This window comes from Saccharomonospora sp. NB11 (assembly GCF_015910535.1).
Taxonomy (GTDB): Bacteria; Actinomycetota; Actinomycetes; order Mycobacteriales; family Pseudonocardiaceae; genus Saccharomonospora.
Window position 1 is genome coordinate 99,846 of record NZ_JACBJG010000009.1, and the last position, 21,510, is coordinate 121,355.

Annotated in this window: 22 protein-coding genes; 15 read left to right on the forward strand and 7 right to left on the reverse strand. The window is 69.2% G+C overall.

All coding sequences use genetic code 11. The features are described 5' to 3' along the window. The first annotated feature begins 6 nt into the window (after nt 1-6). The gene (locus JAV51_RS15140; RefSeq protein ID WP_197321375.1) at nt 7-1,476 is read left to right on the forward strand and encodes a M17 family metallopeptidase; all 1,470 of its coding nucleotides are present in this window, start codon (nt 7-9) and stop codon (nt 1,474-1,476) included. A 14-nt stretch (nt 1,477-1,490) separates the two neighbouring features. Here the strand turns inward: JAV51_RS15140 and JAV51_RS15145 are convergent, their stop codons facing one another. Continuing rightward, nucleotides 1,491-2,372: a LysR family transcriptional regulator gene (locus tag JAV51_RS15145; RefSeq protein WP_197321456.1), complete on the reverse strand. Its 882-nt coding sequence runs from the start codon at nt 2,370-2,372 to the stop codon at nt 1,491-1,493. Between the two features lie 94 nt (nt 2,373-2,466). On the opposite strand from JAV51_RS15145, the gene JAV51_RS15150 reads away from it, so the two are divergent. Further along, nucleotides 2,467-3,681, forward strand: a complete 1,215-nt coding sequence (locus tag JAV51_RS15150; RefSeq protein ID WP_307845895.1) for an MFS transporter — start codon at nt 2,467-2,469, stop codon at nt 3,679-3,681. Nucleotides 3,682-3,806: 125 nt separating this feature from the next. On the opposite strand, the gene JAV51_RS15155 is transcribed toward JAV51_RS15150, so the two are convergent. After that, entirely contained in the window at nt 3,807-4,463 is a 657-nt protein-coding gene (locus JAV51_RS15155) for an O-methyltransferase (RefSeq protein ID WP_197321376.1), read from the reverse strand. Between the two features lie 338 nt (nt 4,464-4,801). Here JAV51_RS15155 and sigE point away from each other — a divergent pair, with 338 nt between their 5' ends. The 4 genes from sigE (at nt 4,802) to tatB (ending at nt 8,258) form a co-directional block, all read left to right on the forward strand. Further along, on the forward strand, nt 4,802-5,395 hold the full coding sequence (gene sigE / locus JAV51_RS15160; RefSeq protein WP_197321377.1) for an RNA polymerase sigma factor SigE: 594 nt from the start codon (nt 4,802-4,804) through the stop codon (nt 5,393-5,395). Next, nucleotides 5,392-6,180 (forward strand): anti-sigma factor, encoded by a 789-nt coding sequence (locus tag JAV51_RS15165; protein ID WP_197321378.1) that lies wholly within the window; start codon nt 5,392-5,394, stop codon nt 6,178-6,180. The genes sigE and JAV51_RS15165 overlap by 4 nt, the downstream gene beginning before the upstream one ends. Before the next feature lie 95 nt (nt 6,181-6,275). Next, a complete protein-coding gene (locus JAV51_RS15170; RefSeq protein ID WP_197321379.1) occupies nt 6,276-7,793 on the forward strand; it encodes a S1C family serine protease in 1,518 nt (505 codons plus the stop codon). Nucleotides 7,794-7,841: 48 nt separating this feature from the next. Next, nucleotides 7,842-8,258, forward strand: a complete 417-nt coding sequence (gene tatB / locus JAV51_RS15175; RefSeq protein ID WP_197321380.1) for a Sec-independent protein translocase protein TatB — start codon at nt 7,842-7,844, stop codon at nt 8,256-8,258. 32 nt (nt 8,259-8,290) lie between these two features. Here the strand turns inward: tatB and JAV51_RS15180 are convergent, their stop codons facing one another. Continuing rightward, nucleotides 8,291-9,436, reverse strand: a complete 1,146-nt coding sequence (locus JAV51_RS15180) for an Mrp/NBP35 family ATP-binding protein (RefSeq protein WP_197321458.1) — start codon at nt 9,434-9,436, stop codon at nt 8,291-8,293. 216 nt (nt 9,437-9,652) lie between these two features. Between JAV51_RS15180 and JAV51_RS15185 the strand changes: the two genes are divergently transcribed. From JAV51_RS15185 to JAV51_RS15210, 6 genes are all read left to right on the forward strand, one after another. Beyond that, nucleotides 9,653-10,480: a slipin family protein gene (locus tag JAV51_RS15185; protein ID WP_197321381.1), complete on the forward strand. Its 828-nt coding sequence runs from the start codon at nt 9,653-9,655 to the stop codon at nt 10,478-10,480. A gap of 111 nt (nt 10,481-10,591) precedes the next feature. Next, a complete protein-coding gene (locus JAV51_RS15190; protein ID WP_197321459.1) occupies nt 10,592-11,113 on the forward strand; it encodes a general stress protein in 522 nt (173 codons plus the stop codon). Nucleotides 11,114-11,296: 183 nt separating this feature from the next. Next, a complete protein-coding gene (locus JAV51_RS15195; protein ID WP_197321382.1) occupies nt 11,297-12,622 on the forward strand; it encodes an ABC transporter substrate-binding protein in 1,326 nt (441 codons plus the stop codon). Continuing rightward, entirely contained in the window at nt 12,619-13,587 is a 969-nt protein-coding gene (locus JAV51_RS15200) for a carbohydrate ABC transporter permease (RefSeq protein ID WP_304611090.1), read from the forward strand. The genes JAV51_RS15195 and JAV51_RS15200 overlap by 4 nt, the downstream gene beginning before the upstream one ends. After that, the gene (locus tag JAV51_RS15205; RefSeq protein WP_197321384.1) at nt 13,587-14,426 is read left to right on the forward strand and encodes a carbohydrate ABC transporter permease; all 840 of its coding nucleotides are present in this window, start codon (nt 13,587-13,589) and stop codon (nt 14,424-14,426) included. Before JAV51_RS15200 ends, JAV51_RS15205 begins: the two co-directional genes overlap by 1 nt. A gap of 3 nt (nt 14,427-14,429) precedes the next feature. Next, the gene (locus JAV51_RS15210) at nt 14,430-15,611 is read left to right on the forward strand and encodes an ABC transporter ATP-binding protein (protein WP_197321385.1); all 1,182 of its coding nucleotides are present in this window, start codon (nt 14,430-14,432) and stop codon (nt 15,609-15,611) included. A gap of 79 nt (nt 15,612-15,690) precedes the next feature. Here the strand turns inward: JAV51_RS15210 and JAV51_RS15215 are convergent, their stop codons facing one another. The 3 genes from JAV51_RS15215 to corA form a co-directional block, all read right to left on the reverse strand. After that, nucleotides 15,691-16,533, reverse strand: a complete 843-nt coding sequence (locus JAV51_RS15215) for a ParB N-terminal domain-containing protein (protein ID WP_197321386.1) — start codon at nt 16,531-16,533, stop codon at nt 15,691-15,693. Continuing rightward, nucleotides 16,530-17,234 carry a metallophosphoesterase gene (locus tag JAV51_RS15220; RefSeq protein WP_197321387.1) on the reverse strand — a complete coding sequence of 235 codons (705 nt, stop codon included), beginning with the start codon at nt 17,232-17,234 and terminating at the stop codon, nt 16,530-16,532. The genes JAV51_RS15215 and JAV51_RS15220 overlap by 4 nt, the downstream gene beginning before the upstream one ends. A gap of 187 nt (nt 17,235-17,421) precedes the next feature. Continuing rightward, nucleotides 17,422-18,528: a magnesium/cobalt transporter CorA gene (gene corA, locus JAV51_RS15225; RefSeq protein ID WP_197321388.1), complete on the reverse strand. Its 1,107-nt coding sequence runs from the start codon at nt 18,526-18,528 to the stop codon at nt 17,422-17,424. A gap of 458 nt (nt 18,529-18,986) precedes the next feature. Between corA and JAV51_RS15230 the strand changes: the two genes are divergently transcribed. Beyond that, a complete protein-coding gene (locus JAV51_RS15230; protein ID WP_197321389.1) occupies nt 18,987-20,096 on the forward strand; it encodes a DUF2332 domain-containing protein in 1,110 nt (369 codons plus the stop codon). A gap of 10 nt (nt 20,097-20,106) precedes the next feature. On the opposite strand, the gene JAV51_RS15235 is transcribed toward JAV51_RS15230, so the two are convergent. Beyond that, entirely contained in the window at nt 20,107-20,505 is a 399-nt protein-coding gene (locus JAV51_RS15235) for an NUDIX hydrolase (protein ID WP_197321390.1), read from the reverse strand. Nucleotides 20,506-20,697: 192 nt separating this feature from the next. On the opposite strand from JAV51_RS15235, the gene JAV51_RS15240 reads away from it, so the two are divergent. Both JAV51_RS15240 and JAV51_RS15245 read left to right on the forward strand, forming a co-directional pair. Next, complete coding sequence (locus tag JAV51_RS15240) at nt 20,698-20,859, forward strand: hypothetical protein (protein WP_005453762.1); 162 nt, start codon at nt 20,698-20,700, stop codon at nt 20,857-20,859. Nucleotides 20,860-20,878: 19 nt separating this feature from the next. After that, a complete protein-coding gene (locus tag JAV51_RS15245) occupies nt 20,879-21,442 on the forward strand; it encodes a PH domain-containing protein (RefSeq protein ID WP_197321391.1) in 564 nt (187 codons plus the stop codon). Nucleotides 21,443-21,510: the final 68 nt, after the last annotated feature.

The following is a 21,510-nucleotide window of genomic DNA, read 5'->3' on the forward strand; positions in this document are numbered from 1 at the left end:
GATCGTATGGCGCGTTCGCCGCTTCCGTCAGTCCCCTCGCGGTTGATCGACGTGGAGGTGGCCGATCGTGCAAGGCGCAAGGCCCCCGAGGCGCTGGTCGCCACCGAGGGGGCGGTACCTGCCGACGTGCCCGCCGAGACGACCTTCACCGGCAAGGAGGGTGAGGTCCGGCTACTCGGCGAGACCGACGGTCCCCAGTGGGTCGTCGGGGTCGGCGAGGGCGGCGATCCCCGGCACTTCCGTGCGGCGGGCGCGGCGTTCGTGCGCGCCGCGCACTCCTACGCGGACGCGGAAGCCGACTCGGGCGGTCGTCCACCGTTGACCGTGCAGGTCCGGTTGCCCGAGTCGGCCGGCGCTGCGGACTACGCCGCGTTCGCGACCGGCCTTCTCCTCGGCGGCTACCGCTACCGCGTGACCTCGTCGGACGAGCCGACCCGGGTACGGACGGTGCGGTTGCTCGTCTCCGAGGGCGAGGCCGTGGACGAGTACGCGGCCGAGGTGCGGCGGGCCGAGGAACTCGCCAAGGCCACCGCGCTGGCTCGCGACCTGGCCAACACGCCGTCCAACGTCAAGTCGCCGGACTGGCTCGCACGGACCGCCGAGCAGGTCGCCGACGTGCCCAATCTGTCCGTCACGGTGCGCGACGAGGCGTGGCTGGCCGAGCGTCGGTTCGGTGGCATTCTGGCGGTCGGCGGTGGTTCGACCAATCCGCCGAGGCTCGTCGAGCTCGAATACCGCCCGCGGAAAGCCACCGCGCACGTGCTCCTCGTCGGCAAGGGCATCACGTTCGACAGCGGTGGGCTGTCGCTGAAGCCCGCAGCGGGCATGCACCTCATGCGCACCGACATGTCCGGCGGTGGCGCCGTCATCGCCGCGGTTCGTGCGATCGCCGCGTTGAAGCTCGACGTGCGGGTCACCGGACTCGTGTCCGCCGCCGAGAACCACGTGTCGGGGTCGTCGTACCGCCCGGGTGACGTGGTCCGCCACTACGGTGGCCGCACCACGCAGGTGGAGAACACCGACGCCGAGGGACGCATGGTGCTGGCCGACGCGCTGGCGTACGGGATCGAGACCTACCGACCCGACGTGGTGGTCGACGTCGCCACGCTGACGGGGGCCATGAAGGTGGCCCTGGGGCTGCGGACCGGTGGTCTGTTCGCCACCGACGACGCCCTCGCCGACAGCCTCCGCGCGGCGGGTGAGGCGGTCGGTGAGCGCTGGTGGCGCATGCCGCTGTCCGAGGAACACGCCGACGCCGTGCGCGCCGACCTCGCGGACGTCCGCCAGTGCCCGCCGGGGCCGGGCGGGATCACGGCGGCGTTGTTCCTCCGCGAGTTCACCGAGGGCCTGCCGTGGGCGCACCTCGACATCGCGGGCCCGGCCCGCGCCGAGGGCACCTACGACGAGGTCGTGGCCGGAGGAACCGGTTTCGGCGCGCGGACGCTCGTGGAGTTCGTGGCCTCCTACGGTCGCTGAGGCCGGAAGCCGTCTCAGGAGGCGTCGGCCCGTCGGCGGACGAACTCCTGGAACGTCGCCACCGCAGGTGGCAGCGGACGCCCCGACGGCCACGCCAGTCCGATCTCCCGTGTCACCCGTGGTGCGAGCGGGATCTCGACGACTCCCGTCGGGGAGGCGGGTTCGAACGCCGGGAGCAACGCGACCCCGAGCCCTGCGGCGACCAGTCCTCGGACCGTGTCCGACTCCTGTCCCTCGAACGCGACGGTCGGCGTGAACCCCGCCGCGGCGCAGAGGTCGTCGGTGATCTGGCGCAGGCCGTAGCCGTGTTCGAGCATGACGAACACCTCGTCGGCGAGGTCCGTCATCGCCACGTTCGCCCTGGTGGCCAGCCGGTGGTCCTCCGGCACGGCGACGAACAGCTCCTGCTCGGTGAGCACGACCGACTCCAGTACCGGTTCGGTGGGCGGGGGAGCGACCAGGGCCAGGTCGAGGTCGCCGGAGACCAGCCGTTCGACGATGCTCTGCCGAGAACCCTGCACGAGACTGAACCGCGTCCGCGGATGGTCGGCCCGGAAGTCGCGGAGCAGGCCGGGCACGAGCGAGCGGCCGAGCAGGTGCAGGAAGCCCAGCACGACGTGACCGCTCTCCGGGTCGATCTCCTCCCGCACCCGACGGATTCCGCGTTCGAGGACGTCGAGGGCGGAATCCGCCGCGTCGGCCAGGAGTCGTCCGGCTCGCGTCAGTCGGATGCCACGTCCGTCGGGGACGGTCAGCGGAGCGCCCACGGTGGCCCCGAGAGCGGCGAGGCGGCGGCTGGCGGTGGGCTGGGGAACGCCGAGCTCCGTCGAGGCCCGCGTCAGGTTGCCGGTGCGCCGCAGTGCCCGCAGCAGGGTGGCCGCCGGAGCCAGCTCCATGACGAGTCGAGCGTCGTATTCATCCGTCACCGTATGAATGCTGCCTCATTCTGATATTGGACGCATTGGTTAGCGCCGCTTACCGTTGACTCACGTGACCACCAGCGCGAGCGAGTCGGCCGAACGGACCGTGAGTGCCCGGCGGGTCACCATCGCCGTGGCTGCCGCGGGCATCTGTGCGTTCTCCCTGCTCTACGCGCCCCAGCCGCTGTTGCCGCAGCTCGCGGCCGAGTTCGGGCTCGACCCCGGTGCGGCATCGTTGGCGGTGTCGGCGGGCACGGGCGGTCTCGCGGCAGCCGTCGTTCCCCTCGCCGTGCTGTCGGAGATCGTCGGGAAACGGCCGGTCATCGTCGCCTCGGTGCTCGCGTCGGCGGTGCTGGGGCTGTTGCTGCCGTTCGCGCCCTCGTACGAGGTGCTGCTCGTGCTCCGGGTGCTCCAGGGCGTCGCGATCGCCGGGTTCCCCGGCGTTGCCTCCGCGTATCTCGCCGAGGTGCTCGGACCGGCGGGAGTCGCGGGTGCCGTCGGAGCCATGATCGCCGGGAACACGGTGGGAGGCATGCTCGGTCGGCTGGCCTCCGGCGGGGCGACCGAGTGGCTCGGCTGGCACGGCGCTCTCGCCGTCGTGGGCGGCGTCGCGTTGGTGTGTGCGGTGGTCGCGGTGGCCACGCTGCCCGGGGTGCGACAGGCACCGCGGCGCGCGGACCCGGTCGGTGCCCGCCTCCGGACGGTGCTCGGCGGCTTCGGTCAGGGGCTGCGGACGCCGGTCCTGTGGGCCCAGTACGGCGTGGCGTTGTTGGCGATGGGTTCGTTCGTCGCCCTCTACAACGCGGCGGGTTTCCGGCTCACCGGTGAGCCGCTGAACCTGAGTCCGGCGATCGCCTCGCTCGTCTTCCTCTGTTACGCCATGGGCTCGGTGTCCTCGGTGACCGCGGGGAAGTTCGTCGCCCGGTTCGGCAGGCTGCGGTGCGTGCTCGGCGGGCTCGCGCTGACCGCGGTCGGCGCCGCACTCACGACGGCGGACTCGCTCGTCGTGGTCGTCGCCGGGTTCGTGGTCTTCACCGGGGGATTCTTCGCAGCTCACGCCGTCGCCAACGCCTGGGCGGCCGCCGAGGCGCCCGGCCGGGCTCGGGCGTCGGCCTCGGGGCTTTACACGCTGGCGTACTACGTCGGGAGCAGCGTCGGTGGGACCGTCGGCGCCGTCGTCTTCGGGCGCTTCGGCTGGAACTGGCTGGTGATGACGGTTGCGGTGTGGCTGGCGTGCGCGGCGGCGGGTGTGTTGCTGCTCGCGCGGCCCCGGTCGGACGGCTGAGCGTCACCGGATCGGGTGTCGAACAGATGTTCGATGTCGCGCTACGATCGGGTGGTGAGGCCGAGACGAAGTCAGCGCCCGGTCGGGCACAGGTGTCTGAGATGAACGGGGCGACGTGCGGGGGATCAGGTCGTGGTGGTCATGGCGGCGACCAGGAGTCCGTTGCCCATCGGAAGCATGGTGGGGACGAGTCGGGTGTCCTCCCGGATCGCGCGGGCCACGTCGCGCAGCGCCAGCAACTCCGGCTCCCTGCGAGCGGGGTCGGCGATCCGCCCCGCGGCGAGCACGTTGTGGAACGCGATCACGCCTCCCGGACGCAGGAGCTGCACGCCCAGGTCGAAGTATCCCGGGTACTCGACGCGGGCGGCGTCGGCGAAAACGAGGTCGTAGCCGCCGGTGGTCAGTCGCGAGAGCACGTCGAGTGCCCGGCCCATGATGAGGCGGGTCCGGCTGGGCGGGTAGCCCGCCTCCAGGAACGAGCGGCGGGCGCTGCGGTGGAACTCCGGCTCGATGTCGATGGACGTCAGTACGCCGTCGGGGGTCATCCCCCGTAGTAGGTACAGGCCGCTCACTCCGGCTCCGGTGCCGATCTCGACCACGGCCCTGGCCTGAACCGACGCGGCGAGGAAGCTGAGGGTCGCACCCGCGGCGCACGACACCGGTGGGCTGCCGAGCTGTTCCGCTCGGAGGCGTGCCCCCGCGAGCACGTCGTCCTCGGGGAGGTAGGCCTCGATGAATTCACCGAGATCAACCCAACCGGTGATGTGCGTCTCGGAGTTCACGCGCCAGAGGTTAGCGCGCAGCCCTGGGTCGTCACGGCCAGTACAGGCACCTAAGGTGCCGTTCGTCTCCTACCGCATGGTGGCCGACGACGGGTCCTCGGCCGGGTCGATGTGTGGTCGAGGTGAGGTGGATCGACGCTCGATTGCCCGGCGATTTCAACGTTGTCGCTGGTCAGGGCCTTGATGGTGATGGTGTGGAGCAGGGCGGCCGGGTTTCTCAGGATGCTCTCAGACGGACTTCACTACAACCACAGGAAAGCGGGTAACACTGGGGGACCAAAGACGGGAACTCCCGTCGAACCCGCCGCGTTGGGTGGAGTAGTGAAGGGGACGGGCCGATGGAGGTGCCTCAGCTGCCGAAGGACAGCACGCAGACCGCTCCGGTTCTGGTGGACGACGAAGTCACGTGGACGCCGCCGACCTGGGACGAGGTCGTTCGGCAACATGCAGACCGGGTGTACCGGCTCGCGTACCGGCTGACCGGTAACGCGCACGACGCCGAGGACCTCACGCAGGAGACGTTCATCCGAGTCTTCCGGTCGCTCGCGTCGTACAAGCCCGGGACGTTCGAGGGCTGGTTGCACCGCATCACCACCAACTTGTTCCTGGACATGGCCCGCCGTCGGGCCAGGGTGCGCATGGAGAACCTGCCGGAGGACACCGACCGCATCGTCGGTGACGACCCGAGCCCGGAGCAGGTGTACTCCGACACGCACCTCGACCCGGATCTCCAGGCCGCGCTGGACGAGTTGCCGCCGGAGTTCCGGGCCGCCGTGGTGCTCTGTGACGTCGAGGGATTGTCCTACGAGGAGATCGGTGCCACGCTCGGCGTTAAGCTCGGGACGGTCCGCAGCCGGATCCACCGGGGCCGGCAAGCTCTGAAGTCTTCGCTGGAGCGTCGTCGTGCGCTCAAACAGGAGGCAACGGTATGACGGTTGGCAAGGGATGGGGGATGGCCGAGTCCCACCTTCTTCCCGACGCCGTGGTGGCGTTCGTGGATCAGGAGTTGTCACTCGCCGCTCAGGAGCGCGCTGCCGCGCACCTGGCCCACTGTCCCCGGTGCGCCGCCGAGGTGGCGGCACAGCGTTCCGCCAGTGCCGCGGTGCGCCAGGCGCGCACACCCAGCATCTCGGCCGGGTTCCTGGCCAGCCTGCGGGAGATCCCGCAGACCGTCGATCTGCCGAACTCACCCGACCAGCTCGCCGTGGGCTCCGACGGACAGGTCATGGCGGTCCAACGCCCCGATCGCGTGGCGGGTCTGCGAGACGGACTCCCGCCGGGGGCGCTCGGGACCTCGGCGCCGCTCGGGACGTCGCCCACCGTGTTGGGTAGCGGTCCTCGCCTCTTCGGCGGACGCGGTCGGCGTGCCGGACAGGGCGCCGGAGTGGTGGTGTCGGGGCTCGTTCTCGGCGCGCTTGCGCTCGTGGCCACCACCGGTGGCGACGGTGGCTCCGTCGAGGCCGATCCGGAGTCCACCGGCACCCCGCCGACGGGAGTGCTGCCCGCCGCGAAGATGGGCAGTCACCACGACACCCCCGCCACCGCGTACGCCACCACGGCAGCCACCACCACGGTGACGTCGCTGTCCTGGACCGAACCGACCCCTTCCTCCACCACCCCCACCGACGGCAGCATCTCCACGTCCCCGGAGAGCGCCGTTCCGACCACCTCCACGATCTCCGACGTCGTCACCGCGCCGACGGGTGTCCCACGCTGAGTTCACCGGACCGCGGGCACCATCTCTGTGGGAGGCTTGGCGTAGGGTCACACGCCGAGCGATCTCAGTGAGCACCGCAGTCCAACCGGGGAAGAATGAGCGAGCGAGCCACGTCGAAGCAGGAGGAGTCCGGGGAACAACGGCTCCGGCCGCGCCCGATCGCGCGCCCGCCGGTGGACCCGGCGATGGCGGCGACGTTCGGCAGGCCCAGGGGTGTCGACGGCTCGTTCGACCTGCTGCACTCTCCAGACACCGAACCCCGCCCACAGCCGGTGCGCGCGGCGCCACCTCCGCCGTCGCTCGCCGAGGCGTTCGGCCGCCAGCCCGGCGACGAGGGCGTGGTGCTGCAACGCCCCACTGAGGAGTCGACCGAGTCGACGACCGATGTCGAGGACCCGCTCTGGACCGGCGACGACGACCCCTGGCGCGATCCGGGCTCACCCGCCGTGTTGGGCCAGCCCGCGCTTCGGGGCACCGATCAGACCGACACCACCGTCGAACGGCCGACCGGCCCCTTGCTGAGTCTGCCCGAGTTGCTGTTCGGGCGGCGGGTCAAGCCGACGGCGTTGGCGCTGCTGGGGGTCATCGCGTTGCTCGTCGGCGCGGCGGGCGGAGCCGTGGGCTGGGGTATCGCCACGGCCGGGGACACGCTGACCGGCGAGTTGAACATCGCGGAGGCCGAGGCGGCCAAGGAACGGCCGCCGGGTTCGGTCGCCGCGATCGCGCAGAAGGTGTCTCCCGCCGTCGTGTCCATCGAGGTGGAGGCCGGACAGACCGGGGGAGTGGGCTCGGGCGTGGTCATCGACGCCGCGGGCTACATCCTCACCAACCACCACGTGGTGTCGCACGCGGCGCGGTCCGACGAGGCGAAGCTCACGGTCGTGTTCACCGACGGCACCCGGGTCGAGGGCGCGATCGTCGGCTCGGACCCCAAGACCGACCTCGCCGTGGTGAAGGTCAACGTCGAGAACCCGGTCGTGATCGAGATCGGCGACTCCGACGCGCTCGCCCCCGGCGATCGGGTCATGGCCATCGGCTCGCCCTTCGGCCTGGAGAACACCGTCACCGAGGGCATCGTGAGCGCGTTAAACCGCCCCGTCACCGCGCCGGGGGAGAACGGCGACCCGCCGGTGACCTACGACGCCATCCAGACCGACGCCGCGATCAACCCGGGCAACTCGGGTGGTGCGCTGGTCGACTCCACCGGCGCGCTCGTGGGCATCAACTCGATGATCCGCACCGCAGGCAGCGCGGGAGAGGGCGGCAGCATCGGCCTGGGCTTCGCCATCCCCGTCAACCAGGCCATCGAGATCAGCGAGGCGCTGGTGCGCGACGGCAGCGTCAAGCACGCGTCGCTGGGGGTCAACGCGGCGTCGGTGTCGGCGAACACGTCGCAGGGCGCGCAGATCCGTAACGTCGAACCGGGCGGTCCCGCTGCCAAGGCGGGCATCGCCGAGGGCGACGTCGTGGTCAAGCTCGGCGACCGGCGCGTGCGCAATGCGGCGGAGCTGACCGTGGCGGTGCGCCAGCACAAGATCGGCGAATCGGTGCCCGTCCGCGTGGTGCGCGACGGCCGTCAGCTCACCGTCGAGGTCACCTTGGGCTCGGACTGACGGGGTAGGCTTTCACCGCATCGTGCATTCGAGGCGGAGGTTGGTCGCGTGTTCGAGAACATTGGCTGGGGTGAGATCCTGGTACTGATCGTCGCCGGCCTGTTCATCCTCGGGCCGGAGCGGCTGCCGGAAGCCGCGGCGTGGCTCGGCCGGACCGTGCGCAAGATCAGGGACTTCGCCACCGGTGCTCGGCAGCAACTGCGCGACGAGGTCGGCACGGACTTCGAGGAATTCCGCAAGCCCATCGAGGACCTGCGCAACCTCCGCAACCTCGACCCGAAGCACGTCGTGCGCCAGCATCTCTTCGACGGCGACCCTGACCCGCTCGGGCTCAACAACATCAACGGCACCGGCCCGGTGAACGGCAACGGCACGTCGTCGCCCACCGGTCCCGCGACCACGCCGCACCAGGTCGAGCCACTGAAGGCGGGGGAGAAGCCGCCGGTCGACCCCGACGCCACCTGACCTGCGGCGGCGTCGGAGCCGAGCGACGAAAGTCAGCGACCCGCCGGTGTGACGTTCAGCATCATGCCCGCCAGGCCCCGAGCCCGGACGGACAGTTTCTCGGCCGCAGCCGTGAGCACCTGGCTCGCCGCGGCGTCGGGCTCGGCGAGCACGATCGGCGTTCCGGCGTCACCCTGCTCCCGAAGCTTCGGGTCGAGTGGAACCTGACCGAGCAGCGGCACCTCGGCGCCGACGGACTTGGACAGCGACTCCGCGACCGCTTTGCCCCCACCCGAGCCGAAGATCTCCATCCGTGCGCCGTCCGGCGTCTCGAACCAGGACATGTTCTCGATGACCCCGGCGACACGCTGCCGGGTCTGCAACGCGATGGCGCCCGCGCGCTCGGCGACCTCGGCGGCGGCCTGCTGCGGCGTCGTCACGACGAGGATCTCGGCGTTCGGGATGAGCTGCGCGACGGAGATCGCGATGTCGCCCGTGCCGGGCGGCAGGTCGAGCAGCAGGATGTCGAGGTCGCCCCAGAACACGTCGGCGAGGAACTGCTGCAACGCGCGGTGCAGCATCGGGCCGCGCCACACGACCGGGGTGTTGCCGGGGGTGAACATGCCGATGGAGATGACCTTCACGCCGTGCGCCTGCGGCGGCATGATCATCTTCTCGACCTTGGTGGGCTTGTCGCTCGCGCCGAGCATGCGCGGGATCGAGTGGCCGTAGATGTCGGCGTCGACCACGCCCACGGACAGGCCCTTGCGCGCCATGGCGGCGGCGAGGTTCACCGTGACGCTGGACTTGCCGACCCCGCCCTTGCCGGAGGCCACGCAGTACACGCGGGTCAGCGATCCGGGCTGGGCGAAGGGGATCACCGGCTCCTCGACGTCGCCGCGCAGCTTCTTGCGCAGTTCGGTGCGCTGCTCGTCGCTCATCACGTCGAGCTCCACCCGCACGTTCTTCACGCCGGGGAGCTTGGAGACGGCCTCCGTGGTGTCGCGCATGATGGTGTCCTTGAGCGGACAGCCTGCCACCGTGAGGTAGACGGCGACCGTGACGAGTCCGTCGTCGCCGACCGAGATGTCCTTGACCATGCCCAACTCGGTGATCGGCTTGCGGATCTCCGGGTCGTACACGGCGTTCAGTGCCGTGCGCACGTCGTCGACGCTGGGGGTCTCCTGGGTGGTGGTCACTGCTGCGGCACCGACCTTCTCGTCGCTGATGAGTTGCGTTGCTTCCCTCATGCTACGTGTCGGTAGTCAAGCTCCGGTGGCTGTGTCCGCGCTGGTCCCACTCCGAGGACGGCTCGGAGTAACATGGATCACACGTCGACGGTGGTCGAGGCCGCGTCGTCGACTGTGTGCACCTGCGGCCGACGGCGTGACCTCGCGGAAAGCGGGGCGACGGTCATGGCAACGGTGCTTCTCGTCTGCGTCGTCATCGGTCTGGCGCTGCTGGTTCTGGCGGCGTCGTCGGTGCGGGTCGTCAGACAGTACGAGCGCGGTCTCGTGTTCCGGTTCGGGCGCGTGGCCAGACTTCCCCGAGAACCCGGGCTGGCGCTGATCATCCCGGGCGTCGAACGCATGCACAAGGTCAACATGCAGGTCGTGACGCTGCCGGTGCCCGCGCAGGACGGCATCACCCGCGACAACGTCACGGTGCGCGTCGACGCGGTCGTGTACTTCCGGGTCGTCGATCCGGTGCAGGCGATCGTCGGGGTGGAGAACTACCGGTTCGCGATGTTGCAGGTGGCGCAGGCGAGCCTGCGGCGCACCATCGGTGAGAGCAACCTCGACGACCTGCTGTCCCACCGGGAGCGGTTGAACGAGGGGCTCGAACTCATGATCGACAGCCCGGCGGCGAGCTGGGGTATCCACATCGATCGGGTGGAGATCAAGGACGTGGCGTTGCCGGAGTCCATGAAGCGGGCGATGTCGAGGCAGGCGGAGGCCGAGCGGGAGCGCCGAGGTCGGGTGATCTCGGCGGAGGGCGAGTTGCAGGCGTCGGAGAAGCTCGCGCAGGCCGCGGCCACGATGGCCGACACTCCCGCGGCGTTGCAGTTGCGCCTGCTGGAGACGGTGGTGGAGGTGGCGGCCGAGAAGAACTCGACCCTGGTCCTGCCGTTCCCCGTGGAGCTGCTGCGGTTCCTCGACGAGTCGGCCAAGCGTGACGCGACGCGACGCTCGGTGGTCGAGGACGCCGTGCCGCCACGGCCCCGTGACGCCACCCGGTCCTGAACAGCGGCGAGCGGTGTCCAGTTCACCCGGTTTTGCGGGTACACGAAGCGTGAGATCATGGGCACCACCCGCCCGGGTAGACGGCGAGCGCAACAGAGCAGAGCACAGGTGATGATCGTGACCGGTCCCTTCTCGTCGGGTCCACAGGCGCAGAGGGCGCCGCGGCTCCCCACGCCGCCGTCCGGTTGGCCGATCGGCTCGTACTCCACGTACGAGGAGGCGCAGCGGGCGGTGGACTACCTCGCGGACAAGGAGTTCGAGGTCCAGGACGTCACCATCGTCGGTGTGGACCTCATGCTCGTCGAGCGGGTCCTCGGCAAGCTGTCGTGGGCGAAGGTGTTGGGCACCGGCGCGGCGTCGGGTGCCTGGTTCGGTGCGTTCATCGGTGTGCTGCTGAGCCTGTTCGACACCACGACCGGGTTCTCGTTCCTGCCGCTGCTCGTCGGTCTGGTCGCCGGTGTGGTGTTCGGTGCGGCGTCCGCCGCGATGGGGTACGCGTTCACCCGCGGTCGGCGCGACTTCTCGTCGTCGAGCCAGCTCGTCGCCGGTCGTTACGACGTTCTGTGCCAGCCACGAACGGCCGAGAAAGGTCGCGATCTGCTTGCGCGGCAGGCCATGGGTTCACACGGCTGATGGAACAATGTCTTCGATCTAGGTAACAGTCGTTACTGTCTGTACTTGCGCGTCGTCGTGGCCGAGCCTAGATTTATGGCACCGGTCACAGGCCGTTTCTGACCCTGTGACATCGAAGTCCGTGCACGCCGGTGTGGCTGGGAGCTGCTCTCGCCCTCCGTGCGTGCGGTGGGGAGGAGACTCATGGCGAAGGTCGCTGCGCGGCGGCGACTCCGACGCTCACCTGGTCGTGTTACGGCGCTACTCGGTGCCACCGCAGTGACCGGGTCGATGCTCGCCGCGTGCGGGTCGAGCGACGGGATGCAGATCAACGTCTACTACGCGCCGGAGGACAACTTCCAGGCCGTCGTGGACGACTGCAACAAGCAGGCAGGCGGACGCTACGAGATCGTCTACAACAAGCTGCCTCGGGACGCCGACGGTCAACGCGAACAGATGGTGCGAAGGCTCGCGGCCGGGGACACGTCCATGGACGTCCTCGGGCTCGACGTGACCTGGGTGCCGGAGTTCGCCGAGGCCAAGTGGATCGAGGAGTGGACCGGCGAGTACAAGGCCGAGGCCGAGGCCGACGTGCTTCCCGGGCCGCTGGCGACGGCGGAGTGGGACGGCAAGTTGTACGCCGCGCCCAAGAACACCAACGTGCAGTTGCTCTGGTACGACGAGCGCATCACCCCCGAGCCTCCGCGCACGTGGGACGAGATGATCGAGATGTCGCGCTCGCTGCGTGAGCAGGGCAAGCCGCACCAGATTCTGTTCACCGGCGCCCAGTACGAGGGTCTCGTCGTCGTCTACAACTCCATCTCGGAGTCGGCGGGCGGACGCATCGTGTCCGAGGACGGCCAGAGCGTGGTCATCGACGAGGGTGCGATGCGTGGGTTGGAGATCCTCAAGGAGGTCAGCTCCACCGGCCTCACCGACCCGTCGCTGACCAACCAGAAGGAGGACGAGGTCCGGCTGGCGTTCCAGCAGGGGCGCGGCGCCTTCCAGCTCAACTGGCCGTTCGTCTACGCCTCGTACGCGGCGGAGAAGCCCGACGAGTTGCAGCACATCAAGTGGGCGCCGTACCCGGGTGTGGGCGAGCCCGGTACCGGTCGCAGCACGATCGGTGGCTACAACCTGGCGGTCAACTCCTCGTCCGAGCACAAGGACGAGGCGTTCGAGGCTGCGCTGTGCCTGCGCAGTCCCGAGCACCAGAAGTTCTCCGCGCTCATGGACGGTGTCCCGCCGACGGTCGAGTCGGTCTACAACGACCCCGAGCCGCTCGACCCGGGTAAGCCCGCGGACGCGGAGACGAACCCGACCATGGAACAGAAGTACCCGATGAAGGACGCGATTCGGGACCAGCTCAAGAACGCGGCGGTGCGTCCGTTGACGCCGGCGTACCAGAACCTGTCCATCGTGATGGCGAAGCTCTTGTCGCCGCCGTCGGCGATCGACCCGCAGGCCACCGCGCAGCGGTTGCGTGACCAGCTCGACGAGGCGCTCAGCTCGAAGGGCGTGATCCCATGAGTGACACGGCGTCCGTCCCTGCGACCGAGGCCGCGACCGCGGCCGGGGTCGGCACGGGCGGGAAGCGGGGTAAAGCCCCGATGAGTGAGGGCAAGCGGGCCGAGCGCAAGCTCGGACTGCTGCTGGTGGCTCCGGCCGCGATCGTGATGCTGGCCGTGACCGGCTATCCGATCCTCTACTCGGTGTGGTTGTCGTTGCAGCGCTACGACCTGCGGTTCCCGGACGAGCGGGAGTTCGTCTGGTTCGACAACTACGCCGCGGTGCTCACCAACTCGTACTGGTGGACGGCGTTCGGTGTCACGATGTTGATCACCGTCGTGTCGGTGGCGGTCGAGTTCGTGCTCGGCATGGCGCTGGCGCTGGTCATGCACCGGACGTTGGTCGGTCGTGGGCTCGTCCGCACGGTCAGTCTGATCCCGTACGGCATCGTCACCGTGGTCGCCGCGTTCTCGTGGTACTACGCCTGGACGCCCGGTACGGGGTACCTCGCCAACGCGCTCGCACCCGACGGGGCGCCGTTGACCGAGGGGTTGACGTCGCTGGGCATCATCGTCCTCGCCGAGGTGTGGAAGACGACGCCGTTCATGGCGCTGCTGCTCATGGCGGGTCTGGCGCTCGTGCCGGACGACCTGCTGAAGGCCGCCTCGATGGACGGTGCCAACGCGTGGCAGCGGTTCACGAAGGTGATGCTGCCGGTGATGAAGCCGGCGATCCTCGTGGCGTTGCTGTTCCGCACCCTCGACGCCTTCCGCGTGTTCGACAACATCTTCGTGCTGACGGGCGGAGCGAACGACACCTCGTCGGTGTCGATGCAGACCTACAACAACCTGATGAAGGGGCTGAACCTCGGTATCGGCTCCACGATGGCCGTGTTGATCTTCATCGCCGTGGCGATCATCGCGTTCATCTTCGTCAAGGTGTTCGGGACGGCGGCGCCGGGCAGTGACCAGGAGGGGAAGCGCTGATGGTTGCGTCTACGGTCACCACTGCGCGCAAGGCGCGGTGGGCGCTGATCGACATCATCGTCGTGGTGTACGCGCTGGTGCCGGTGCTGTGGATCGTCTCCCTGTCGTTCAAGACGAAGGAGACCCTCGCGGACGGCAACTTCATCCCGCGTGAGTGGACACTCGACAACTACCGCGAGATCTTCGCGACCAACGAGTTCATCCGGCCGTTGATCAACTCGATCGGCATCGCGATCATCGCGACGCTGATCGCGGTGGTGCTCGGCATGATGGCGGCCTACGCGGTGGCGAGGCTGGACTTCCCCGGCAAGAAGCTGTTGATCGGGGTGTCGCTGCTGATCGCGATGTTCCCGCAGATCTCGCTGGTGACGCCGTTGTTCAACATCGAGCGGGAGCTCGGGTTGTTCGACACGTGGCCGGGGCTGATCCTGCCGTACATCACCTTCGCGCTGCCGTTGGCGATCTACACGCTGTCGGCGTTCTTCCGGGAGATCCCCTGGGAGCTGGAGAAGGCGGCGAAGATGGACGGCGCCACGCCGGCACAGGCCTTCCGCAAGGTGATCGCGCCGCTGGCCGCGCCCGGTGTGTTCACCTCGGCGATCCTGGTGTTCATCTTCTGCTGGAACGACTTCCTGTTCGCCATCTCGCTGACGTCCACCGAGGCGTCGCGGACGGTGCCCGCCGCGCTGTCGTTCTTCACGGGTGCCTCGCAGTTCGAGGACCCGACCGGAACGATCTCGGCGGCAGCCGTGGTGATCACCATTCCGATCATTCTGTTCGTGTTGTTCTTCCAGCGGCGTATCGTCGCGGGGCTGACCTCCGGTGCGGTGAAGGGGTAGGCAATGGCTGAGATCGTGCTCGACAAGGTGACCAAGCGGTATCCCGACGGAGCCCTCGCCGTGTCGGAGATGGACATCCACATCAAGGACGGGGAGTTCATCATCCTCGTCGGTCCGTCGGGGTGTGGGAAGTCGACCGCGCTCAACATGATCGCGGGGCTGGAGGACATCTCCTCCGGTGAGCTGCGCATCGACGGGCAGCGCGCCAACGAGAAGTCGCCGAAGGATCGGGACATCGCCATGGTGTTCCAGTCCTACGCGCTGTACCCCCACATGAGCGTGCGGGAGAACATGGCGTTCCCGCTGCGACTGGCCAAGGTGGACGACGCGACGGTGAAGCGGAAGGTGGAGGAGGCCGCGGCGGTCCTGGACCTGACCCAGCACCTCGACCGCAAGCCGTCCAACCTCTCCGGTGGTCAGCGGCAGCGTGTCGCCATGGGCCGGGCGATCGTCCGTAACCCCAAGGCGTTCCTCATGGACGAGCCGCTGTCCAACCTGGACGCCAAGCTGCGTGGCCAGATGCGCACGTCGGTGTCGAAGCTGCAGAAGCAACTGGGCACCACGACCATCTACGTGACCCACGACCAGACCGAGGCCATGACGCTCGGCGACCGGGTCGTGGTGCTGCGCAGCGGCGTCGTCCAGCAGATCGGCGCGCCGCAGTTCCTGTACGACAACCCCGCCAACCTGTTCGTGGCCGGGTTCATCGGCTCGCCGTCGATGAACTTCGTGCCCGCGACGCTGGAGAACGGCGCGTTGAACAGCGCGCTGGGTGCGGTGCAGTTGCCCGACCGGCTGCGTCGGCTGGCGGAGCAGGCCGGTGCGCCCCGTGACGTGATCATGGGTGTGCGTCCGGAGAGCTTCGAGGACGCCGCACTGCTCGACGACGCGCAGCGTCAGGGTGGCGTCACGTTCGACGCGACCGTGGACGTGCTGGAGTCGATGGGCTCCGAGAAGTACGCCTACTTCACGGTGGAGGCGGAGCTGGCGCAGAGCGCCGAACTCGCCGAGATCGCCGCGGACGCCGGTTCTGCGGACGTGCCGGGTGCGGGTTCCTCCATCGTGGCGCGGCTGGCGGCATCGTCGGCGGCGCGTGAGGGCGAGCGGACGCAGTTGTGGTTCGACGTGGAGAAGATCCACCTGTTCGACCCGTCGACGGGCAAGAACCTCACCTACGAGGGCTGAGTGACGCGGCACGGGCCGCGGTCGGGACCAGCGTCGTTCCCGGTCGCGGCCCGTCGTCGTGTTCGCGCCGTTCGGCGTGTCAGAAGTGGCGTTCGCGGACGGCCTGGATGACCTCGTCGTCCCAGCGATGGGTCCGGATGAGCCGGTACCGCTCGCACGCGACCCACAGGTACGCCTCGGCCTCGGTCCGGTCGCCGACCAGGTCGGCTTGGTGCAACATCTGCACCACCGGCCGGTACTCCTCGGTGTACCAGCGCTGCGCCACGGTGGTCCGGTCGAGCAGCGTTCCCTCGTCCTGCATCAGCCGGAAACCCCACGCCTCGACGTGCTCGCCGAGCTGGGCGTAGTTCTCGGGGTCGGTCATCACCACGGCGGCGCGGGCCTCGCCCCGCAGCGGAACCCGTTCCAGGAACAACCGCCGGTAGCCCTTCACGATGAGGTCGCCGCGGTGTCGGATGCCGCTCGGGTCCAGCTTGGTCCGCACGAGGACGACGTTGGCCTCGATCGATGTCAGACCGAGCGCGTAGGCCACCGAGACGCGGTGGTGGCCGTCGATCACGAAGTGCAGGTCGCCGACCCGGTACACGTCGATGGGCGGGATGTGCTCACCCCGACGACTCGCTTGAGCGAGCCGTTCCCAGCGCTGCCGGACCCGCGCGGACGTGGGTCGGAAGCGGCGGTCGAAGTCCCGGCCGCGGTCGACGCTGCCCACGATGGACTCCAGGCTGATCACCTTCAGCCCGATCCGCCGTTCGCCCGCGCGTCCCAGCGCGTCGACGACCTCGTCGAAGGGCAGCGTGATGTTGACGTCGTCGGGTTCGCGGCGCAGCCAGGCGGCGAGCCGCGACAGGACCTGACGACGCCGAGCGCGGAGGAAGTCGTGTTCGGCGTCGACCCGGGGAGAGCCTGAGCTGTGTCTCACGGTGCCTCCGTCGGTGTCGGTCGGCCGAGCCCGAAGACGTGCGCCCCGACGACGTTGCGGACCCGCGTGTCGCCGAGATGCCGGTCGGGAGTCGACTGGCCGTAGGGGTGGACATGGCCGTGCAGCAGCCACCGGGGTCGCAGGCGGTGCACCACCTGGTGCAGACACTCGAACCCGCGGTGGGGAAGGTCGTCGCGGTCGCCGACGCCCCGAGGTGGCGCGTGCGTGAGGAGTACGTCCACGGGTCCGCGCGCCCGCCGTACCAGTCTGCGGGCGCGCCGAGCCTGGGCGCGTTCGCTCCACTGATTGGGGCCGTGGTTGTACCGAGGTGACCCGCCGAGGCCCGCGATGCGCAGCCCCGCCACCTCGACCACCCGGCCGTCGGCGTTGACGCCTCCGGGCGGGCCGGGCCAGCGGGAGGGGAAACCCGCGCGCAGCGACAACCCGTTGCGGACGTCGAACCCGCGCAAGTCGGGGTCGTGGTTGCCGGGAACGAACACCAGCGGCCGGTCGAACGTACTCGCGAGGAAGTCGAGGTAGTCGAACGGAAGGTCACCCGCGGCGAGGATCAAGTCCACGGACACCGGCCTGCCGCAGCCGTTCCACAACGCCTCGTCGACTTCGTCGGACACGGCGAGGACCCGCGGCGGCGCGTCCGTCGTGGGCTCGCCGCCGAGACGTCGGGCGCTCGGCAGGGACATGGCCCCGATTATCCCGCGCCCCTGGCCAGGTCGGGGTTCGTGGCGATGATCGCGGTGACGACGACGACCCAGATCACCGCGACGGTGAAGGCCCAGAACTTGAGGTTGGTGAGCATCCGGGACATGACTCACTCCTTTCGTCGAGCGGGGAGGAAGCAGGAGGAGGCGAGCGGCGGGCGAGGCCGCGTCAGAGCCATTTCTTCTTGCGGAAGATGCGGTAGAGCACGAAGCAGATCACGAGGATCACGACGATGACGGCCGGGTAGCCGTAGCGCAGTTGCACCTCGGGCATGTACTCGAAGTTCATGCCGTAGATGCCGGCGATGGCCGTGGGCACCGCGATGATCGCCGCCCACGAGGTGATCTTGCGCATGTCGGAGTTGAGCTGGAGTGTGATCTTGCCCAGCGTGGCGTCGACCAGGGTCGTCAGCAGTTCGTCGAACGCCGCGACGCGGTCGGACACCGTGATCACGTGGTCGTGCACGTTGCGGAAGTAGGAGCGAACCTCTTCGGGGATCATCCGGGTGTAGCCCTCGGCGAGGCGGCGCAGCGGCGTCGCCAGCGGCAGCACCGCCCTGCGCAGTTCGAGCACCTCGCGCTTGAAGAGGTAGATCTGCTCGGACGTCACCCGGGTGCGCGGCGCGAACACCTCGGTCTCCATCTCGTCGATGTCGTCCTCGATGCGTTCGGTGACGTTGAGGAAGTGGTCGACGACGTGGTCGGCGATCGCGTGCAGCACCGAGGCGGGACCGTACATCAGCCGTTCCGGGTCGGCGTCGAGCTCGCGGCGCAGATGGGTCAGTCCGGCGTGGTTGCCGTGTCGGACGGTGATGATGAAGTCGGACCCGAGGAACGCCATGAGCTCGCCCGACTCGACGATCTCGTTGGCCGTGGTGGGCGAGTCGTGCTCGACATACCGGACGGTGCGGAACACCATGAACAGCGTGTCGTCGTAGCGTTCGAGCTTCGGGCGCTGGTGGGCGTGGACGGCGTCCTCGACGGCGAGTTCGTGCAATCCGAAGGTGTCGGCGATGCCTTGGATCTGCTCCTCAGTGGGCTCGTGCAGACCGATCCACACGAACCCCTCGCCGCGCGCCCGGACCTCGGCGATGGCGTCGGCGTGCGACCACTCGCCGGGCTGTCGGACGCCGGCGATGTAGACACCGCAGTCGACGACGTACTCGGACGGCGTGACGACACCGTTGCTCTGTCGGCGCGCCTCACGGGACACGCGGCCGGAGACCCGGCCACTCGCGCGACCGCGCAGGCTGCCGAGGGAGGGGAGTGCGGGCATGGGAAGCCTCCTGGCTGTGACGTCGTGGATCGATGACGACAGGCACGTGCCAGCGGCCCCGGCTGAGGGCGGGAACGGGCGCGGTGGATCGCGGCGAACGGAAAGGATCGCCTACCGCGGATTCGGTGCTCGAAGCCCGTCAGTGGGGACGCCGGCCGGACTAGGAAGCGGACTATCGCCACTACTCATCTGCGTCCTCACCTCCTCGGACTCGACGTGAACGGCGCGGGTGGCGAGTACGACGTCCTCGCCGGTGCGATCTCGCGCGCCGTTGTCCGAGGGTACTCCTGTCGGGGTGATCACGTCCGCTCAGGTCGATGTGACGTCGGTGAACATCCGGTGACACCGGTCGGTGGTGCCGAGGCGACACGCCGACGTCGGGGCCGCCCACGGGATACGGTGAGGCGGAGCCCCGCCGTCGGTCGGCGGGACGCCTGTCGCTCACCCCGAGGACGAACATGACCACGAGTCTCGACACGGTCCGCGAGCGCCTGCGCCGGTTCGCCGAGTACGAGGCGGCGGAATCGTCGCCGTTGTACTCCCACCTCGCGGAGCAGGCCGCGAACGACGACGACGTCGCACAACTGCTCACGGCGGCGGCCGGCAACGACGCGCATCCCACGTTGCTGCTCGCGGCGGCACACCGGTTGCTCCAGACCGATCCCATCCACCCGTTGACGCGGTACTACCCGTCCCTGGGCGGGCTCGACGGACCGGACGACCGCACGTGGCCGTTGTTCCGGCAGTTCGTCCTCGACCACGCCTCCGAGATGCGGGAGCTGATCGGGACGCGGTTCACCCAGACCAACGAGGTGCGCAGGGCAGCCGTGCTCTATCCCGCCGTCGCCTCGCTGGCGAAGCGACTCCGAGGGCCGATCGGGCTGCTGGAGGTCGGGTGCAGCGCGGGCCTGCTGCTGGGCATGGACACCTTCTCCTACCGCTATCTCCTGGACGGCGGCGAGCAGATCACGGCCGGGCCCGCGCGGGCCGCCGTGGGGCTGCACTGTGCGCTGGCGCTGGGGCCGGAGGCGGTGTTCCCGACCCTGCCGCGCAAGGTGACCGTCTCGGCCCGCGTCGGTCTGGACCGTTCGCCCGTCGACGCCTCCGACGAGGAGGAGCTGGCGTGGCTGGAGGCGTGTGTGTGGGCCGACCAGCCGGACCGCATCCGGCTGCTGCGCACGGCCGCCGCGGCCCAACGCCGGAAGCCGCCGGAGTTGGTGGCGGGCGACGCGGTGGACGACCTCGCCACCGCGGCAGCGCGAGTGCCCGAGGAGCTTCCCCTCGTGGTCTTCACCAGTTGGGCACTGCCGTACCTGCCCGCGGCACGGCGGGACGACTTCGTGGCCGCTCTGGCGGAGCTGGCCTCGCGGCGTCGGCTGTGGTGGGTCGCGATGGAGGACTACGCGGTGGCGCTGCACCACGTGCTGCCCGGCCGGGACGAGCTGTCCTACGCCGCGACGGGCCGGGCCACGCTCGGCGTCGTGTCGTTCGAGGGCGGGGAAGTCAATGCCAGGGTGGAGGCGCAGGCCGTGCCGCACGGCCAGCGCATGACCTGGCTCGCGAACTGACGGACGGAGGTCAGTGTCGAGGCAGCGCGTCCCAGTCGTGGAGCGTCTCGAACAGGCCCTCGCTCAGCAGACCGGCCCGGTGCAGCTCGGCCAGCTCGGCCCGGGTCGCCCAGCGGGCGTCCGCGGCGTCGTCGCCCGGATCGAGGCTGCCGCCGACGACGGTGCACGCGTAGTCGTGGATGTCGTAACGGCCGCGCGTGACATGGCCCACATATCGATCCGGTCGTACGGCGAGTCCGGTCTCCTCCGCCAGCTCCCGGACGACGGCCTCGGCGTCGGTCTCACCGACCTCGACGCGGCCACCGGGCAGTGACCACAGTCCCTGGGAGGGCGCGTGACCTCGGAGGACGAGCAGGAGCCGCCCGTCGGCGTCGAACACGATGCCGCCGACGCAGCGTTGCGTGACCATCTCGCGGACCGCCTCCCGGAGTCTGCCGCCCGCTCCGGCGGGCCCTCACGGAGGGTAGTCGAAGATCGACTTTGTCGTAGCGGACTGACCCAAGTGCAGGACTTTACTGCCGTAACGGAGCGCAGTGCGGTACAAACTTAGTGGCACCAAGCCGCTGACAGGTCTGCACTTCGAGAGACGGGATTGATCGCCGTGAACGCGAAAAAGCTTGCGACGTTCGCTGGTATCGCGTTGGTCCTCTTCTTCGTGATCGCCCGGCCAGGAGAGGCAGCGGGTTTCGTGGACAACATCATCACTGCGCTGCGAGACGCCGCCGAAGCCGTGATCACGTTCGTCAGCAACGTGTTCAGCTGATCGGCGAGAGCCTCCGCTCATGCTCGCGCCACGCGACCCAGACGAGTACCTGCTCGACACCGAGCGTCGGGTGATCAGAGTCCGGCGGCACTGGGCCTGCCTCATCTGGCAGACCTTCGAGGCCGTCGCTCTGATCGCCGTGTGCGTGATGGTCTCGTACATCCTGCCGCCCGCCATGTGGATGTTGCAGAACGTACTGTGGTACGTCGCGCTCTTCCTCGTGCTGCGGTTCGCCTACCAGGTCGTGGAGTGGTGGGTCGAGCGGCTGGTGGTCACCGACAAACGGTTCGTCATGACCACCGGTGTCTGGACGACGCAGGTGCTCATGATGCCGATCACCAAGGTCACCGACCTCACCTACGAGCGGCCGTTCCTCGGCCGCATCCTGGGGTACGGGACGATGGTCGTCGAGTCGGCCGGTCAGATCCAGGCGCTGAACCGCATCGAGTACCTGCCGAAGCCGGAGGAGTTCTACGACACGATCTCCGAGCTCGTGTTCGGCGACAAGCAGAAGCAGGCCGAGCGGTTCTCCATGATCAAGGCGCAGCGCGCGGCGCGGCGCAGCAAGAAAGTGATCGGCTGAGGCCCGACGTCCGCGTCGGGCCCGCCGAGAGGGTGCAGGCCAGGGTGCGGTCCCGCGTGTGGGGCACC